10 protein-coding genes and 1 pseudogene are annotated in these 18,492 nt (G+C 45.7%); 5 read left to right on the top strand and 6 right to left on the bottom strand.

Annotated elements, in window-relative coordinates:
- Nucleotides 1-2 precede the first annotated feature (2 nt).
- The 5 genes and pseudogenes from AB5443_RS09540 (at nucleotide 3) to AB5443_RS09560 (ending at nucleotide 11,045) form a co-directional block, all read left to right on the top strand.
- Nucleotides 3-4,052 carry a family 20 glycosylhydrolase gene (locus AB5443_RS09540; protein WP_368114028.1) on the top strand — a complete coding sequence of 1,350 codons (4,050 nt, stop codon included), beginning with the start codon at nucleotides 3-5 and terminating at the stop codon, nucleotides 4,050-4,052.
- 26 nt (nucleotides 4,053-4,078) lie between these two features.
- Complete coding sequence (locus AB5443_RS09545; protein ID WP_368114027.1) at nucleotides 4,079-4,903, top strand: M23 family metallopeptidase; 825 nt, start codon at nucleotides 4,079-4,081, stop codon at nucleotides 4,901-4,903.
- A 4-nt stretch (nucleotides 4,904-4,907) separates the two neighbouring features.
- Entirely contained in the window at nucleotides 4,908-5,249 is a 342-nt protein-coding gene (locus tag AB5443_RS09550; RefSeq protein ID WP_368114026.1) for a hypothetical protein, read from the top strand.
- Between the two features lie 73 nt (nucleotides 5,250-5,322).
- Nucleotides 5,323-6,583: pseudogene (locus tag AB5443_RS09555) on the top strand (AAA family ATPase).
- A gap of 430 nt (nucleotides 6,584-7,013) precedes the next feature.
- Nucleotides 7,014-11,045 carry a two-component regulator propeller domain-containing protein gene (locus tag AB5443_RS09560; RefSeq protein WP_368114025.1) on the top strand — a complete coding sequence of 1,344 codons (4,032 nt, stop codon included), beginning with the start codon at nucleotides 7,014-7,016 and terminating at the stop codon, nucleotides 11,043-11,045.
- 8 nt (nucleotides 11,046-11,053) lie between these two features.
- Here the strand turns inward: AB5443_RS09560 and AB5443_RS09565 are convergent, their stop codons facing one another.
- Genes AB5443_RS09565 through AB5443_RS09590 form a run of 6 tightly spaced genes read right to left on the bottom strand, consistent with a single transcriptional unit; the run spans nucleotide 11,054 to nucleotide 18,473 of the window.
- A complete protein-coding gene (locus tag AB5443_RS09565; protein ID WP_307995647.1) occupies nucleotides 11,054-12,733 on the bottom strand; it encodes a DUF4955 domain-containing protein in 1,680 nt (559 codons plus the stop codon).
- Nucleotides 12,730-13,530: a fimbrillin family protein gene (locus tag AB5443_RS09570; protein ID WP_307995648.1), complete on the bottom strand. Its 801-nt coding sequence runs from the start codon at nucleotides 13,528-13,530 to the stop codon at nucleotides 12,730-12,732. Before AB5443_RS09570 ends, AB5443_RS09565 begins: the two co-directional genes overlap by 4 nt.
- Before the next feature lie 26 nt (nucleotides 13,531-13,556).
- Nucleotides 13,557-14,258, bottom strand: a complete 702-nt coding sequence (locus AB5443_RS09575) for a DUF4627 domain-containing protein (protein WP_073343153.1) — start codon at nucleotides 14,256-14,258, stop codon at nucleotides 13,557-13,559.
- Between the two features lie 29 nt (nucleotides 14,259-14,287).
- Nucleotides 14,288-15,784: a fimbrillin family protein gene (locus AB5443_RS09580; protein ID WP_368114024.1), complete on the bottom strand. Its 1,497-nt coding sequence runs from the start codon at nucleotides 15,782-15,784 to the stop codon at nucleotides 14,288-14,290.
- A gap of 44 nt (nucleotides 15,785-15,828) precedes the next feature.
- The gene (locus AB5443_RS09585; RefSeq protein WP_307995650.1) at nucleotides 15,829-16,788 is read right to left on the bottom strand and encodes a DUF5017 domain-containing protein; all 960 of its coding nucleotides are present in this window, start codon (nucleotides 16,786-16,788) and stop codon (nucleotides 15,829-15,831) included.
- Between the two features lie 29 nt (nucleotides 16,789-16,817).
- Nucleotides 16,818-18,473, bottom strand: a complete 1,656-nt coding sequence (locus tag AB5443_RS09590) for a RagB/SusD family nutrient uptake outer membrane protein (protein WP_022139658.1) — start codon at nucleotides 18,471-18,473, stop codon at nucleotides 16,818-16,820.
- Between the last annotated feature and the right edge of the window lie 19 nt (nucleotides 18,474-18,492).

The following is an 18,492-nucleotide window of genomic DNA, read 5'->3' on the forward strand; positions in this document are numbered from 1 at the left end:
AGATGAGAAAACTTTTATTAAATAACTGGTTGGTGGCGGTACTTTGTGTGTTGTCATTAGAAGTGTCCGCAGCCGGAAGGAATGAGAAAGACATTTCCGTCATTCCTTATCCCAAACATATCCAAGTGAGGCAGGGAGTATTTGAATTCACTTCCCGAACAGTTTTTGTTGCCGGCACGGAAGAGGTGGAACGAATCGCCGGGTACTTCCGGGAACAGATGAAACGGTCTACTGGATATCCGCTCCCCATCAGTAATACCGCCAAAGAAAACAAAGTACAAGAATATGACGCACGGCAGAACAGCATAACATTGGCGATAGACACTACCTTGCCTTTGAATGAAGAAGGCTACCGGTTGGACGTTGCCAATCATAAAATCGACCTGATAGGCAAAAGCCTGCGCGGGCTTTTTTATGGGATGCAAACCTTGATGCAACTCCTTCCGTCTGCCATTCAGAATTCTCATAAAGTAGAAGATACACGTTGGAGCCTTCCCTGTGTCTCGGTAGAAGACGAACCCCGTTTTGCCTATCGCGGCATGATGCTTGATGTTTGCCGCTATTTTATGGATGTGGATTTCATCAAGAAACAACTCGACCTGATGGCAATGTTCAAGATGAACTATTTCCATTGGCATCTGACGGATGACCATCTGTGGACGATTGAAGTGAAGAAATACCCGTTATTGACCGAAGTAGGCTCTGTTCGCCATAACGTGGACGGAAGTATCTGCCGGGGTTTCTACACGCAGGAACAAATAAAAGAGGTGGTGGCATATGCAGCCGCTCGGCAAATCACCGTTATCCCGGAGATAGAGCTTCCCGGTCATGCACTCGCCGCAATTACGGCATATCCCGAATTATCCTGTATAGACGGCCCTTTCCAACTTCGCAACCAGTGGGGAGTGGAAGACAATGTGTATTGTGCGGGAAACGACCGTGTTTTCGACTTTCTGGAAGATGTGATTGACGAAGTCGTCCCTCTTTTTCCGGGGAAATATTTCCATATCGGGGGAGACGAATGTCCCAAAGTCCATTGGAAACGTTGCCGGAAATGTCAGAAACGGATGCGCGACGAACATCTGAAAGATGAGCACGAACTGCAAAGCTACTTTGTCCACCGTGCGGAAGCCATGCTTCTGAAACATGGAAAAGCGATGATAGGCTGGGATGAGATACTGGAAGGCGGACTGGCTTCCACAGTCACCGTCATGTCATGGACTGGGGAAGAAGGAGGAATTACGGCTGCCAATATGGGGCACGATGTCATTATGACTCCCTTGCAATATGCCTACTATGATTATAACGGGCAAGGAGCGCCGGAAGTGGAACCTGTCGCTATCGGCCATGGCATTTCTCTCGAAAAGGCGTACCATTATGAACCGGTAGCGACTAAAATATCTCCCGACAAGCAACACCATATACTTGGTGCGCAAGCCAACCTTTGGACGGAATATTCGCCTACCCCGGAACATACGGAGTACTTGCTTTATCCCCGTCTGCTCGCAATGGCAGAGTTGGCATGGACGCAGAAATCCCGTAAGGATTTCACTTCCTTTGTGCGTCGTCTTGATAACCAGTATCCCCGTTTGGATGCATACGAAGTCAATTACCACATACCTATGCCCGAAGGCCCACAGTCGGATTATGTAGCGTTGATAGATAAGACATCTCTCTCGTTCCGTAACAGTCGTGACCTGGATATGGTATATACACTTGATGGAAGTGCGCCCACCGCAAAGTCAGCGCTTTACACATCTCCACTGTCGTTTACAGACGACGCAGTCCTGAAAATTGCCACCCGTCTTTCTTCCGGTAAGTTGGGGCGCACGCGGACAATTACTGTCAGAAAAGAAACAATGCGTCCCGCATTGGCCGATACAGAAAAGCTGCTGCCCGGCGCAGAACTATTACGCGCTTCCGGCAAGTATTACTACGTCACAGACCTGCTGGACGCAGGTTGGGGCAATCCGGAGATTGTTTCTGACTTCAACCTGAATGTTGCTCCCGAATCAAACGGAGCCTTTCTCTATCGCGGATATTTCAAAGTTCCCGCTGATGGCATTTATTATATGACCACAGAGATGGACGAACTGAAAATAGACGGTGAACTGCTGATTAGCAACAGTGGCAAACTAATCCGCCATTCGGTCAGCCGTAAATCAATCGCGTTGAAGAAAGGTGTACATTCATTCGAATTAATCTATATCAATAGCAATATCGGTGGCTTTCACCGTTATTGGAACAACCGCGGTTTCCGGTTCATCAATGAAAAAGGAGAACTGTCGTATCCTCAGTTATATCATGCGAAAGAGGATTACTTTGTAAAGCATCTCCGTTTTCCCGCCAATGCCACTTTGGAGCAGAAAGTGGATATGGCAGCCCGTTTGGTTCCCACTCCGGAGCAGTTGAATTGGCAACGACTGGAACTGACTGCTTTCCTGCACTTCGGTATCAACACTTTCACCGGCAATGAATGGGGAGATGGCAAGGAAGACCCCGCCCTTTTCAATCCTTCCGAACTGGATGCCGGACAATGGGTACGTACTCTGAAAGATGCCGGCTTTAAGATGGTAATCCTCACCGCCAAACATCATGACGGTTTTTGCCTGTGGCCCACGAGAACAACTCCTCACTCTGTTGCTTCTTCTCCCTGGAAACAGGGAAAAGGGGACGTCGTGAAAGAACTTCGCCAAGCGTGCGACAAGTATGGCATGAAGTTCGGAGTTTATCTCTCTCCGTGGGACAGGAATGCCGCTTGTTATGGGGATTCTCCGAAATACAACGATTTCTTTGTCCGCCAGCTTACGGAACTGCTGACCAATTACGGGGAAATCCACGAAGTATGGTTTGACGGAGCCAACGGCGAAGGCCCCAACGGTAAAAAACAAGTCTATGACTGGGATGCTTATTATAAGACTATCCGCCGCCTGCAACCCAAAGCTGTTGCGGCCATCATGGGCGATGATGTACGTTGGGTAGGAAATGAGAAAGGCATCGGCCGTGAAACCGAATGGGGAGCTACGGTACGTACTCCGAGCATTTACAGCCGTTCTACCGAAAATAACAAGCTTCTCAATGTATCGAGCACAACTGCCGATTTGGGCAGCCGCAAGATGCTGGCAAAGGCTCGCGAACTGTTCTGGTATCCGTCGGAAGTGGATGTATCTATCCGTCCGGGATGGTTCTACCATAAAGAACAGGACGCTCAAGTGAAGACTTTGCAGCATCTGATGGAAATCTATTACCAGTCGGTAGGATACAACTCCGTTCTCCTGCTCAATATCCCGCCGGATAAACGGGGACTTATCAGCGAAGCGGATGCCACCCGGCTGAAAGAATTTGCCGATTACAGAAAGCAGGTATTTGCTTCGGACAAGATAAAAGACGGAATGAACCTATGGTGTGCTGCCCCACAAGACAGCCGGATTTATCAGTTGGAACAGGAAACTTCTGTCAACGTAATAATGTTGCAGGAAGACATCGCTAAAGGACAGCGGGTTGAGAAGTTCACAGTAGAGGCGCTGACGCCCGAAGGATGGCAAATCGTAGGACAGGGAACCACAATTGGCTATAAACGATTGCTGCGTATCCCCACCGTGAAAGCCAATAAAATCCGGGTGACTATCGACGAATGTCGCTTGATAGCCAACGTATCCCGGATAGCAGCCTATTATGCCGCTCCATTGCAAGACGAATCACCGCAGGCTGCACAAGAAAGTTTGTCCAAAGATGCCTGGCATCTATTGTCATCATCTCCTGTCACCATTGATTTGGGAAAACAGACTGTTATTGCAGGATTTACATACGCTCCCGCAGGAGCCGAAGCAAAGCCGACCACTGCTTTCCGCTATAAATTCCAGATAAGTAACGATGGGAAGATATGGACAGAAGTACCGACTAATGGCGAGTTCAGTAATATCATCAATAACCCTGTTCCGCAAACGGTGCAATTCAAAGAAAAAGTATCTACTCGCTTCATCCGTTTGGATGCCACCTCTTTGAATGGCAATCCGGCACAGGTTTCGATAGAAGAATTGTCGGTACGATAAGTCGTATGTTATAAATTAGCAAACTTATGAAACAGTATATTTTTATTTTATTAGCTCTAACATTATTTTCGAGTAACATGTACGGTCAGAAAGTAGGTGGATTGATATTAAGCCGCACAAAAGATATTTATTACAAATGGGAAAGGAATATAGAAAGAGATTTGGATTTAGTTTTCTATAATGAAGATTTTTGTGATTATTATCTTTTTTGTAAAGTCGATAACTCCCATATCCTACTTCCTGGAAAAAATACAATTTATACTATAGACAAGGATTCAGAAGCTAGCAATGCATTTAAATATGCATCACAATACGTCTATTTTCGCGGTATATTTCCCAAAGAATTGAAAATAGATACCCCTTATGCTTTACCTGTGAAGAATGGTGAAAAGACAGGTTGGGTGGTTGACCAACGAGAACCGTTTAGGACAATGAATTTTCGTGTATTAGAAGATACTGTTTATGCAACTCGGGGTGGCGTGGCTTGTAAAACTCCATCTCGTGAGCATTTACTTATATATCATGCTGATAATACTTTTGCAGCTTATATGTATATGTCGGAGAATTTCATCCGGGAAGGTGACATTGTACTAACTGGACAACCGATTGGAATAGCAGGAAGTAGAGGTATTCCGATTTCATATTTCTTTTTGGATAAGAATAAATTATTAAGCGAGAATTTTATGGAGTATCCTTATTCTCATTTTACTCCGGTGTTTCGCACCACAGAAGGCGATGTGAAACTTAAGGAAAAGACTTTTTATTATGCTGCTACCGATGAAGAACTTATCATGCAGGATATGGATAAGCACGAAAAGAAAAAGTATTTGAAACAGAAATCAATGAAATGACATTATGCGTACATTATTAATTCTTTTGTCACTGTTTCTGTTGTGTGTTAAACTCTGTGCGCAAGTGGTGCAGATTGAATATAACGGAGACCTGCTATCTCAAGATGAACGTGAAAAGATAGAAAAGATGCTTCTTCACGAAGCTGAATTTTATTCGCAATTTGGAATGCCTGATACGTTGACTGTAGTTCAGCTCTTTGTTTTTGAGAAAGAAAAGGCGGCTTTGGAATATTTAAAAAGTTTAGGTGTCACTGCTGCTATTCCCAGAAGTGTTACGGGTTTATATATTGCAGCTCAACATAAAGATTATATATGCTGCTTTCACAACCGTGTTCCTCTAATATAACTAAAAAATGATTTGCATTTATGCACGCTTTCATGTATCTTCGTCTACTGATTCATAAAAAGCCGATAAAAAGATGAAATATCCCATTGGAATACAGAGTTTCGACCGCCTTCGTGAAGACGGATATGTTTACATAGATAAGACCGCTTTGGTTTACAGTCTTGTGCAAGAGGGTTCAATCTATTTCTTGAGCCGTCCCCGCCGATTCGGGAAAAGCTTGCTGGTTAGCACGCTCGCCTGTTACTTTCAAGGGCGGAAAGAACTTTTCGACGGACTGGCAATCTCTCGCCTTGAAAAGGACTGGCTGCAATATCCTATCTTTCGTGTAGACTTCAACGGAGGGAACTATACCCGTGAAGGAGAGCTGGAGAAAAGCATCGAAACCTACATAGCCAAATGGGAAGTGGAATATGGAAAAGACCCCCTTGAAACCACTACAGGTGACCGCTTCAAGGGAGTGTTGCAACGTGCCTATCAAAAGACCGGACAGCGCGCCGTAGTGCTAATAGATGAATATGATAAACCTATTCTCGACGTACTCGACACCGGAGCGTCTACCCGTACTCACGAAGGAGAAAAGCGACTGCTTGAGGATCATCATAGGGAGATTCTCAAATCTTTCTATTCCACCTTTAAAGGGGCTGACGAATACCTGAGATTCGTTTTGCTGACAGGAGTTACCAAATTCTCACAAGTCAGTGTATTCAGCGGATTCAACCAACCTACAGATATCAGTATGAGTGAACAATACGAGTCTCTTTGTGGTATCACTCAAGAGGAATTGGAGAAATATTTTGAAGAACCTATGATCCAACTGGCCACTAAATACCAATGTACAGTAAAGGAAATGAAGGATTGGTTGCAACGACAGTACGATGGCTATCATTTCAGCACGAACATGACAGGCATTTACAATCCATTCAGCATTCTTAATGCTTTTCGAATGAATGAAATCCGTGACTACTGGTTCGCCACCGGAACTCCCACTTATCTGATACGCCTGCTGCAACACAGTCGCGAACAGATGAACGAACTGACAGGGAAATTCTACAAACCCTCTTTATTTGTAGATTATAAGGCAGATGTAGAGCAACCGTTACCAATGATTTTCCAAAGTGGCTACCTCACCATCAAAGAATATAATAAAAGAATGGGAACCTACTTGCTTGATTTCCCGAACAATGAAGTACGCGAAGGTTTCCTGTCTATGTTGGCTGCCAACTAATGGTTATGCCATGCCCTATCTGGCAGACAAGCGCAAGGTCATTTGCATCGGAGTAAGCTTCTCCTCTTCCACACGCACAGTCGAGGATTGGGAAGAAATCTCACTGTAACCTGACGTGATACTTCATAAAACGTGTATCTTCTAAAAGTAAACCTGTAAATCAGCCGACTTAAGTCGGCTACATAGTCAACTCAAGTCGGCTAATCAGACGGCTATAGTTGGCTAAATGGACAACTCCAGTCGGCTGATACTGAAAAAGCTGTTGCTTACCCCAACCATATCATTATCAGTCGTCCTTCCTTTATGTACTATATGTCATTTGATTGCTGATATGAGTCGGAAGAATGCAAATTCCAGGAAAGGCGTGAAGGCGTGAACCTTGGTGAATACTGTATTTCTTATCTCTTCTTCACCGGAACTATCTATGAATGAGAACTTAAGGAAACCGTGATGAATGTGAATAAGAGATTTTATAATTAAGTATAATTATACTTGTTTTTTTAGTATCTTTGTTCCGCTTCTAACAATACAGAATATTTATGAGATACACACATTTATACTCTTTAAATACACTCCTGCGGTTATGCCTTTGGTTAATAGCCGTGTCAGGAACCACCACACTCTCAGCCCAAGACATATCCTTCAACTATCTATCCACAGAAAACGGACTGTCCCAATTCTCCGTTTATGCCTTGCACAAAGATGAGCTCGGACGGATATGGATCGGAACACGCGACGGGCTGAATGTGTATGATGGCAACCGGATACAATACTACAAGTATGACAAGGAAGACGAGCATTCACTTGTGGGCAATCAGATCCGGAATATTTGCGGAAATGATAAAGGAATGTTGTATGTACAGACATCAGAAGGATTATGTGAGTTTGACATGTATTCGGAAAAGTTTCATACCATTCAGAAAGGTGGAGTGTATAATATCACCTATGGAGCTGATACGCTGTTTACGGGTGGAAACTGGCAGGTGAATTATTATGACCCGAAGTCACGTGAACTGAAACCTTATTGTTCGTTGGATGTCCATCAACTGATTGTGTCTCTGTTGAAGGATGACGATGGAAACCTGTGGATGGGGACACGTAAAGGATTGTATTGTCTCAAGAAAGGACACAGTGTGCCGGAGTGTGTGTTGTCTCAAGTCCATGTGTATAATCTGTATCAGGATACGTCCGGTGATATGTGGATATGCACTTGGGAAGACGGGCTTTTCCATCTGTCGGATAGTGGAATAGCTCACTATACGGACGGCAGGAAAACGGGAAAGGAAGAACTTTCGTCCAATTCGGTAAGGGACTGTTGTGAGGATAATCAGGGAAATATGTGGATTGCCACCTTCAACGGACTGGACAAGTTTGATAAGAAAACACGGAAGTTTACCTGTTATACCCCTTCCGATGTGCCGGGCAGCCTGAGCAACTCCTCTGTCTACTGTATCATCAAAGACCATCAGGGAACCATGTGGGTGGGAACCTACTTTGGCGGAGCGAACTACTTCAACCCCGAATATGAAATCTACACCTACTATCGTCCCGGAAAGAATGAAAGCGAAGGACTGACCTATCCCGTCATCGGCTGCATGGCAGAGGACAAGCGGGGGAATATATGGATAGCTTCCGAAGGCGGCGGACTGAACTATTACAACCGGAAGACAAAACAATTCAAGTGGTATAAACATAAAGAAGGGGAGAATTCTCTTTCGTCCAACAATATAAAATCATTATATTATGACTCGCAGGAAGATGTGCTCTGGATAGGTACGCATCAGGAAGGCTTTAATAAATTGGATATCAAGACCGACCGGATTACCCGATACCGTATGCCTGACAGTCGTAGTGAAAATTCGTCCAACGTGGTTCTGGATATTATTCCTTATGGTCAGGATATTCTGTTGGCCTCTTATGGCGGTGTATTCCTTTTCAATCCGCGGACAGAGAAGTTTTCCTTGTTGCTCGAGTTGTTCAGTAATAGCCTGTATCTTGATTCGCAAGGGATTCTTTGGGTTGCGGTAGAAGGCAGTGGCGTATATGCCTATCATTTTGACACCAAAGAGCTGATAAATTACCGTTATTCGCCCGAAGCGGAAAACTCGATAAGTTACAGCAGGGTGAACACTATCATTGAGGACAGGCATCATAATATGTGGTTCTCCACAAGCGGTTCCGGTATCGACGTCTTCTACCGGGAAACAGGGAAATTTGAAAACTTCAATGCACGGAACAACAAGCTTGGCAGTGATTGCGTTTATTCCATCGTCGAATCCCAGAATGGAAAGCTGTTGCTGACTACGAACCAGGGATTCACTATCTTCGATTACTATACCAAGGTATTCAACAACCATAGTGCCGAGAGTGGTTTTCCGTTTACTACACTCAACGAGAAGTCGCTTTACCAGTGTAAGGATGGGGAAATATTTCTGGGTGGTGTGAAAGGCATGATTTCTTTCTATGAGAAAGACTTGGACATACCTCTCAAACCTTACAGTATTATCCCCGTGCGGTTGTGGGTGAATGGTGATGAAGTCGGTATCAATGATGAAACCGGCATCCTGCAATCTTCACTCTATGACGCTTCTTCCATTACCTTGAAAAGTAACCATTCCGTACTGAGCATTGAATTTGCCATGACCAATTACATTGCGGCGAATAAGAACGAACTTGTCTACAAACTGGAAGGTTTCTCTAATGAATGGGCGCAAACGCACGGACAGAAGATGATTACCTACACCAATCTTCCCGCGGGAGATTATACGCTAATTGTCAAAACTGTGGGAGCGAACCACGTGTACCAGTCGGAATGCCGTCTGGCGATAACTGTCCTGCCACCGTTCTATAAGACGGGGTGGGCTTATCTGCTATATGTCATTGTCATAGCCGTTATCCTGTTTTATCTCATCAAGGCGTATCGTGACCGTATCCGGTTGCAGGAATCCTTGAAATACGAGCAGCAGCATATCCGTGATGTAGAGGAACTGAACCAGTCGAAACTCCGTTTCTTTACCAATATCTCCCATGAGTTCCGTACTCCGCTGACCATCATCATCGGGCAGATAGAAATGCTGCTTCAGGGGCAGTCTTTTTCGCCTGCGGCTTACAATAAGTTGCTGAACATCTACAAGAACGGTTTGCAGCTACGGGAGTTGATTAGCGAACTGCTTGATTTCCGTAAGCAGGAACAGGGACATATGAAGATAAAGGTGAGCAGGCATGAACTGATTGATTTCCTGTATGAGAATTATCTCCTTTATGTGGAGTATGCCGCTACTTGTAACATACATTTCCATTTTGATAGGGGAGAGGAGCATCTGGAAGTGTGGTATGACTCGCGACAGTTGCAGAAGGTGATAAATAATCTGCTGTCCAATGCATTCAAATATACGCCGAAAGGGGGAACCATCTCCTTGAATGTATATAAGAAAGGAGAAGAGGCAGTGATTGAAGTCCGCGACAGCGGTACGGGCATCAGTCCGGAAGAGATAGAAAAAATCTTCGAGCGTTTCTATCAAGTGGGAGCTGACTCGGGCAATATTCAGGGAACGGGCATCGGTCTGGCTTTGAGCAAGGGTATTATCGAACTGCATAAAGGACGCATTGAGGTCAGCAGCCATTTGGATAAGGGCACCACCTTTACCATTTATCTGAAACTGGGCAAAGAGCATTTCCTGGAAGAACAGATTGACACCGAACCTGTGAAAGAAGAACCTCTGAGTATGCCTGCCGAACCGCAGTTGCAACTGGAACAGCAAGTGATGGACGAAGATGTGCAAAACAGAATCAAAGGGGCTAAAATGCTGATTGTGGAAGACAATACTTCTTTGCGGGAGATGCTGGCAGGATTGTTTGAACCTTACTATGAAGTGGTGACCGCTTCCGATGGTGAAGAGGGGTTGCAAAAGGCGCAGGAAGTAATGCCGGACATCATTATAAGTGATATTATGATGCCCAAGATGACGGGTATAGAACTCTGCAAGCAGATAAAGGCGAATTTTGAGACATGCCATATCCCTGTTGTATTGCTGACGGCACGTACCGCCATCGAGCATACTATCGAAGGGTTGCGGATTGGCGCGGATGATTATATCACAAAGCCTTTCAATGTGAACCTGCTGATTTCAAGATGTAATAATCTGGTGAACAGCCGCAGGGTATTGCAGGAGAAGTTCGGCAAACAGCCGCAGACACAGGTGCAGATGTTGGCTACAAATCCGATGGATAAGGACTTGTTGGATCGTACGGTTGCCATTATCGAGAAGAATCTGGATAACTCGGAGTATTCTTTGTCCGATTTGATAAAGGAACTGTATATCTCACGTACCAATTTCTTCACCAAGATAAAGGCTATCACAGGGCAGACGCCGAACGAGTTCATACTGACCATACGTTTGAAGAAAGCCGCCTGGTTGCTGAAACATGAACAGTACTTGTCTGTTACCGAAGTTGCAGACCGTACTGGATTCAGTTCCCAACGTTATTTCAGCCGTTGTTTCAAGGATATGTATGGCATCAGCCCGTTGTATTACCGGACGGGGAATAAGGAAGATAATCAGGAAGAATAAAAGATACTTTATTTAAGATAATCAATATCTGGCAAATGTCCCAGCCGACGTTGTAACTGGGCCTCATAGAGGGAAAGCGGGCGAACCTTCTTGCCATAGCTCTCTATCAGTTTCACGTGTGAAGTTTCAAAATTAACATTTTCTCCATGAAAACCGACAATAACCGGTGGAAGAAATTTCCAACCGCGTTCGTCGCTCCACCATATCCACTTGTCGGCTTCGTTGGAAAGGGTACGGGTTGCGCAGAAATTCCAAAGTACCAGATCGTCCAGATGATTGGGCAGTTGATTCGTATCCCCACCTTGATGGGACTGGAGAAAGCCGCCTGTGCAACCATCCAGCAAAGTTGCTCTGGGTTGTGTAGCGTGCGATTCGAAATTAGTGTCATTTCCCCAGATACAGTCCTTGATGACTGTTCCCAACGATTGCTTGCTGACACCTACTGCATGCCATTGTCCTGCATTTGTCATCGTTTTGGATTTAGCTTCGTCCCTTACGTCCGCTATCAGTACCCGTGACGAGCCGGAAGTATGTACGGAGCAATGTCCGCGGTTGCCTGCGATGCGGATGTCGTAAGCGGATATATTGGCGCACAAGGTGAAGGTGGCCGCTTCGCTGACACTGTAGAAATCCACCCGGCGTACCCAGCCATTGACAATCTGCTGGAAGGCGAGTGGCTTGTAGGCGGAGTTTTCATACCATTGGCTATGAACAAAATCCTCTCCTGCCTGCCCTTTGAAAGACAGGTCTTCCACTCCCACGTTCTCGTAGCAGTCGTAGTGGCAGACAGTCCAGTTCCAGCGGGGATTCACTTCATGCATGATGGGCTCGGCGAAGGTGATGTGGTTGCCGCTGACGGATTTCACTTCGTGGAAATCGTACACTTGCACGCCTTGCGTCTGTAACTGCGTCATGGAAGTCATCCACCGATAAGGATGTAGTTCTTCGGCAATCAGTTCGGGAGAGTTGTCTTCCAGTTTCAGGCAGACGCGGTCGCCCGGACGGATGCTTCCCGTAGAAGCCACCTCAACGGAGAAACTGCCTTTCGGCGAACTTCCCGTTACTTTTGCCAACAGGTTCGAGAATCCGTTCCAGTTCTTGAAGTCGAACATGGAGCCTGCCCATTCCACATTGGGCAGCGGCGGGTAGGGGGCTGCCATGGTGAGGATGGTCTTGTCTCGTCCTGCCCCTTTCAGGATGATATTTCCGGCACGTATCTGCATTCTCACGTCGTTGTCCGTGCCGCCCCGGTCGCTTTCATCATAAAGGATGAATTCACCTTCGGGAAAATAAATAAGGGCGTTGGCTTTGCGGTTACCGTTGATACCTATTTTATCAAGAATCTTCAGTATGGCATTCCGGTCGGATTTGCCGTCGTCGGGGATGGCTCCGTAGTCGGTGACATCATAAACAGTATATCCCAATGTCCATACATCGGGTGGTGCCGTTTCTCCGTGTTTGTATCCGGCGTAGGAGAAATCAAGGAGTATGTTCGCTTCGTTACCTGCCACGAAGTCTGTCCATGCCTTGCAATCGGACGTTTCCGGTTCGGGCTCCGGTTCAGGGGTGGGTACAACAGGCAAAGGGCCTGCCTCTTCCGGCTTTTCGTCGGAATGACAGGCCGCTATCACCAGTAGACAAAACAGGTAAAGAATACTCTTTCCCGGCATGTTTCCTAGTCGTTTCATTGGCAAATGGCGGTTATCGTATTAATGCTGTTCGCTTGCAATGTCGTCGGACTGTCGGCTGTGTACCGATATGACGCGCCGTTGTCACCGATGATTTTGATGCATCTTTCGCTTAATTCCTGTGCGGGGACTACACCGCGGAAGGTGTCGTCACTGAGCCTCATCAAAGTTATTTCGGATACGGGCACATCTGACTTCACAGTTGCGGTCTGTGCTTTGAGGTCTACCGAAGCGGTCGTGTGGGCTTTCAGTATCACTTTGTCTGCCTTTACTCCTGCGGGTAGGGTGACTTTTACTTCAAGCAACGCCAGGGCATGGGTGAATGAAAGGGTAACCGCCTCATCGTTCGCTTCCGATGTCACGTTCTCAGCCAGCAACAGGTCGCTCGGGTTCAATCCGTTGGCTGCCTGGTCTGTACTGACGGTAAAGTCGAAAACGGTTGCCGTGCTTCCTTCTGCGTATGGGTAGTAAGCATAGAAATTGACGTCGCTTCCGTCAAGAGGGAAAGTGACGGGAGTTTCAGAGCTCCATGCGTTTTCTTTATACAGATAATTCAGGTTGCTGTGAAGAGTTGCGGAAGTAGACCGGTTGAGGACGAAGACCCCGATGTGGTCTTCGTCTACAAACACCGTCTTCCGGTCGGTGGTCTGCGTGCGCGTCTGCATGATGCTGGTACTGAAAACAATCTCTTTACCCGTTTCCTGGGGGAATGTACCGTCTGTTGCATCCTGGCTGCACGAACCGAGAATGAGCGTCAATAAAGACGCTATTCCCAATCGTAAGTATTGTGTTTTCATGATTTTCAATTGTTATGGAAGTTGTGTTACTTTTTCAGTTCGAGTTTCACGTCGTCCAGAACAAACTTGGTGAATTCACTGTTCGGAGAGAACATGATGAAGAAATTAGTCAGCGTTTCGTCCGATGTTTCTCCCAGTTCACCATTGCCGTCAGGATACGGGTAGGGGGCTTTTACTTTTTGGGAGAAGTCGAAGTCGAGTGCATATTCGGTATAGTCTTTCTTCAGATTAATCTGTTTGTATCCGGCAGGCGTTTCGGATTCGCTCTTGCGCGCTGTGATGACACATTCCTTGCCGTTATTGCCGACGATGATAACTTTCATGTTATTGCCCGAAGTGCCTTTTGCCTTGAAAGTGAGGCGATATACTTTGCGTTGCATTTCCTGATTCTTGGTACGGTAGCACAGGTAAGTGCCGTACCAGCTCTTCTGCTGGTAGAAGTCGCAACGGATTACGTTACGATTCAGAGCTTTGTCGAGTTCCACCTTTACGTCTCCTGTTTCCAGTTCGTTCATCACGCGATAGAGCCATAAGTCTGTTTCTTCGGGATTGGTCTTGTCATCGTGTACAGGGTCTATTTTTCCCACAGGCAAGCTGGCGATGGCTTTAATTTCCACTTTGTCTTTTTGCTTGTCGGCGTTGTTGTCAGATGCTTTTGCGTTCACTGAAGTCAGAAGGGCGGCAGCCAATAAAGATGCCAATCCCAGTTTAAAGTTCATTGTTTTCATACTTCTTGTTTTTTTAGAGTTGTTATTAATTAGTTCTTTTTGAGTTCAAGTACTACATCGTACAGGTAGAATTCAGTATCATTGTTTGCAGGTGAGAACTGAAGGAACAGATTCTCCAGGACTTCATCTGTTGTTTCTGTATAGTCTGTGACGGTATTATAGATACTTAAAACCTGTTTGGAGAAATCGAAGTCTATCTGATATTCCTTGTATTCTTCTGTAAGGTTGAGCATATAGGCTCCCTGATATTTATTATCGGGGGCATTGATAGCTATAATCTTTTTATCTTCTCTTAAGATGATACATCTTACCGACTTGTTGGCAGTACCTTTCATTTTGAATTTGAGAGTATATACTTCCCGTTTCGGAGTCGGCATTCTGTGAGCGATGTAGGTCTTATACCAAGTATTATTGTCGTTTATCTTGCAATGTATCACGTTGTGTCCCAAAGACGATTCATTGATAACTGCCGCTTCTCCAATTTGGCTAACACTCTTCGCTACAAAAATCCAGTTGCCAATCTCATATTGCCAGGGCTTATCATTTACTGTCTCTACTTTTATTGCTCCTGTCGGTAAATCGTCAATTGTCCTCTGTATCCAGTTCTCCTGCAAATTGCCGGTAGCTTGATTACCGTCAGTCCAGTCTGCAATCGGTTCTTCCGTTGTTTCAACGGAAATCTTGTCCAAAGAAATTGTGGCAGTACATATATAACGATAACCTTGTTTAAGCTCAGATAACTTTTCCGATAATTCCCAAGTATATTCCCGGTTCATTTTGGGGAGTGAAACATAAAGTTGGGCGCCTTCTATCGAAGCTGTCGGAATCACTTGTGCCGTGTCGCTGTTGGCTGTTTCACTGGCTCTCATTTTGATATCCTTCTTTGCTTCTAAGTTCTCGAACTGAGCGCTCAGCAGATTGAACTGTGCTTTACTATTCATCCCTTTCAGTAGGACGGTTGCTTCTTCCAGATATTCCTTCGTCACTCCGTCACCGGGAACAAGGTCGAGCACGACTTGCGACAACACCGGACGGAGTTCCATAACTACCTTATTATTGTCTTTACCTACTCCTTTGCAATTGTTGGAATAAAGAAAATTAAAGGGCGATGCACTGTTCTGGTTGGATACATCCATTGCAATGCGGTTCTCCGTCAGACTCTCCGAGTAGGGGAAGTAGGCGATGAGATTCGTCTTGCTGCCGTCTTGCGGGAAATAGATAGGGTCGTCTCCCACAGGCGGGGCAAAATAGCCCGCAGGCACTTCGATGGACTTATACAAAACATTCTCGTAAGAGTTTATTATCTCCTCTCCATTTTCCGTCGTCAGGAAGATACCGATATTCTTTCCGTTTTTCCACTCTGCACCTGCGGCTTTCGGGTCGAAACTGTAGTTTTTCCCGGTCAAGACCAAAGGCGTGTCGGTGGTCTGTATTTCATCTTTTCCTTCGTTGTTATTGTCACATCCGCAGAAGGTTAGCGATGCGGCGGCCATTAATAAAGCTGTATAAAGTAATTTGTTTTCCATGTGATTTTAATGATTGTTATTTATTAGGCTGTGTATGTCGGACATTATTCCACCACAGTTACTTTTATCTCTTTTACCTGTTCCGTGCAATTCCATGCATTGGCGTTGCGTGCAACGAAAGTGACCGTATATTCGCCCGGTTCGTTGTAAATGTGCGAGTATTTGGGCAAGGCTGCGGAATAGTTCTTGATAGAAAGTCCTTCGTCTACACTGACCTTTGCTGCATCTATGGGCAAACTGATTGCCCATACGTGTGTACCGTTTTTCCCGTTACGTCCATTGATGGAAACTTTCGAGTCGTCTACTGCGGTAACGGTCGGGTTGTCACTCGAAGTGTCGTTCGATTTGATTCTTACGAAGTTAAATCCAAAATCAGCTTTCGGAGATGTCTTCTGTGTCATTTTTCCGTCTATGGTCTGATTCAGCTTCGGATAGAAGTAGACATCGGGATGAACATACTTTCCTTTTTCTTCCTCATTCAGGGCAGGCAGATTATATTCGATGGCCAGATAGAAGTTTTTATATTTGTAGTCCGACAAATCGACCTGCACGTTGCTGATGGTTCCGTGTTGGTAGCCCTCATTATCCGACTCTATGACAGGTACTTGCAATTGTCCGTTCATATCACTCCAAGTAGCTTTATTGATGTTTTCTTCGTCATAAATCCCGTTGAAGTCTTCCGAAATCAATACGCGTGTTCCGTTTCTGAATCTTTTGGCGGCATATTTTAATTCTAAGTTGTATGTTAAACTCAGGGCTTCCACATCAGCCATTGTCCTGTTGCGGTTAGCATATTTCTTGCCATACTCTCCGGAATAGAAGAGCAGATAATCAGGGTCTCCGTACAGATTGAAAGTGACAGGTTCGCCTACTTTAAAAGTTTCTTGCGGATTGTCCAGACTTATGCTGAAATCCAAGTCGTCAATGCCGTTATTGTCGCAGGCTTCGAATGTACCTGCCAGTAGCAGGAGCATTCCATATAATAGTGTATTTTTGTACTTCATAAAGCGTTGTTCTTTTATCGTTTATAAAATTACCATCCCTCGTTCTGTCCGCATATAGGATTGGTGTTCAGTTCTGTTTCCGGAATAGGGAAATAGATATGCTTGGGTTGCAGCTCGATAGCCGGTTGTGCCTTGATGTTCGTTCCGCCACCAGATACCAAATCATAACCTATTTTGTCACCGTCATATTCTCCGCCTACGATGATGTTCTGGTCTGCCAGCATCTTGATACGTTTCTCGAAATAATCCTTGCCCCAACGGCGCAAGTCCATTTTGCGGTTGCCTTCATAACACAATTCACGGGCACGTTCGTCGCGAACCAGTTCGCGGAAACTTTCGTAATCATAGTCACCAAGTTTGACTTCACTGGCTTTCGCTCTCTTTCTTACCTCATTGATGGCATCCACCGCTTCCTGGGTAGGAGCCTGGTTCACCTCGTTGGCAGCTTCGGCAATCATCAGCAATACGTCTGCATAACGCATGATGGGGATATTAATGGACGTGCTGTATTGTGTCAGCGGTCGTACTACTTCATATTCCCTGCGGTATTTGGCTGCATCTCCGTCACGCATGGATTTCAGTTCGGATTCCGTCTTGTACTTGCGTGTTACCTTTTCCACGTTCTCGCTTATCTTTTCCGTTTGGAAACCATAGTTGGTAAAGTTCCACCATTTGCGTTTGTCACCCTCTTCATACATACGGAACAGGATACGGGTACCGTTATAGAAGCCGTAGCAGAAACCGTTGTCGGGGTCGAGAGCCGAACCCTGGGTGATTCCGATTGAAAGGCCGATAGAACCGGATTCGCGGGTGATGTTCAGGTCGTTGCCGTACATTTCCGCTTCAAACATATTTTCCTTCCAGTTATATTTGTCGGAACACAGGTCGATAAAAAGCGCTTCATAGCCGTTCAAGTCACCACGGTCTTGTACCAGTTCGTGCAGTTCGCTGTCTCTTACCTTGCGGGCGTAAGTCAATGCTTCGTTCCATTTGTCGGCATAGACCGGATAACCGGACATCCACATATAGGCTCTTGCCATCAGTGCTTGTGCCGTGGTTACCGATATATGTCCGGCTTGTGCCAGTTCATCTGCGGTGAGGCAGCCTTTTTCGGCTTCCTCAAGGTCTGAAATGATTTGATTGTAGATGTCTATTTGCGGGCTGCGCTTCAGTTTCTGCGATTTCAGGTCGCGGGTAGCCGTCAGGCGCAAGGGGACTTCTCCCCAAAAACTGACCAGATTCATGTAGTAAAGGGCACGCATACCTTTGGCTTCTGCCAGCAGGCGTTGTTTGGTACGCTCATCCTTGCATACATCCGCCGGTTTGTCGGTGATGGCTTCGATGTAAGTATTGGCACGGTTGATGCCTTTGTACAGTTCCGTCCATGCCTCTTTCAGCTCTTTGTCAACGGAAGTATAGTTGTTGAGGTAGAGCTTTGTCATACCGATACTATACTGCTTGTTGTACACCATGATGTCCGAGCCGGCATCACAGGTCGTAATAAGGTGTCCGCCGTAGAGCTTTGAACTGCTCATCGGGTCGTAGATTCCCGCCAGTCCTGCTTCGCAACTTTCGAGGGTGTTGTACACATTGTTTTCCGACAGTTCATCGTAAGTGTCCGTTTCGAGGAAGTCACAGGCTGACAGGCAAGTTGCCAGGCTGATATATATCAATAGTTTCTTCATTTTCTTCTTTCGTTTAATC

Origin of the sequence: Bacteroides sp. RTP21281st1_H5_RTP21281_210402 (assembly GCF_040918965.1) — a bacterium.
GTDB classification, from domain to species: domain Bacteria; phylum Bacteroidota; class Bacteroidia; order Bacteroidales; family Bacteroidaceae; genus Bacteroides; species Bacteroides congonensis.

Coding starts and splice junctions, on each gene's coding strand:
- AB5443_RS09540 (WP_368114028.1), top strand. CDS start 3: ATGAGAAAACTTTTATTAAATAACTGGTTGGTGGCGGTACTTTGTGTG.
- AB5443_RS09545 (WP_368114027.1), top strand. CDS start 4,079: ATGAAACAGTATATTTTTATTTTATTAGCTCTAACATTATTTTCGAGT.
- AB5443_RS09550 (WP_368114026.1), top strand. CDS start 4,908: ATGCGTACATTATTAATTCTTTTGTCACTGTTTCTGTTGTGTGTTAAA.
- AB5443_RS09560 (WP_368114025.1), top strand. CDS start 7,014: ATGAGATACACACATTTATACTCTTTAAATACACTCCTGCGGTTATGC.
- AB5443_RS09565 (WP_307995647.1), bottom strand. CDS start 12,733: ATGAAACGACTAGGAAACATGCCGGGAAAGAGTATTCTTTACCTGTTT.
- AB5443_RS09570 (WP_307995648.1), bottom strand. CDS start 13,530: ATGAAAACACAATACTTACGATTGGGAATAGCGTCTTTATTGACGCTC.
- AB5443_RS09575 (WP_073343153.1), bottom strand. CDS start 14,258: ATGAAAACAATGAACTTTAAACTGGGATTGGCATCTTTATTGGCTGCC.
- AB5443_RS09580 (WP_368114024.1), bottom strand. CDS start 15,784: ATGGAAAACAAATTACTTTATACAGCTTTATTAATGGCCGCCGCATCG.
- AB5443_RS09585 (WP_307995650.1), bottom strand. CDS start 16,788: ATGAAGTACAAAAATACACTATTATATGGAATGCTCCTGCTACTGGCA.
- AB5443_RS09590 (WP_022139658.1), bottom strand. CDS start 18,473: ATGAAGAAACTATTGATATATATCAGCCTGGCAACTTGCCTGTCAGCC.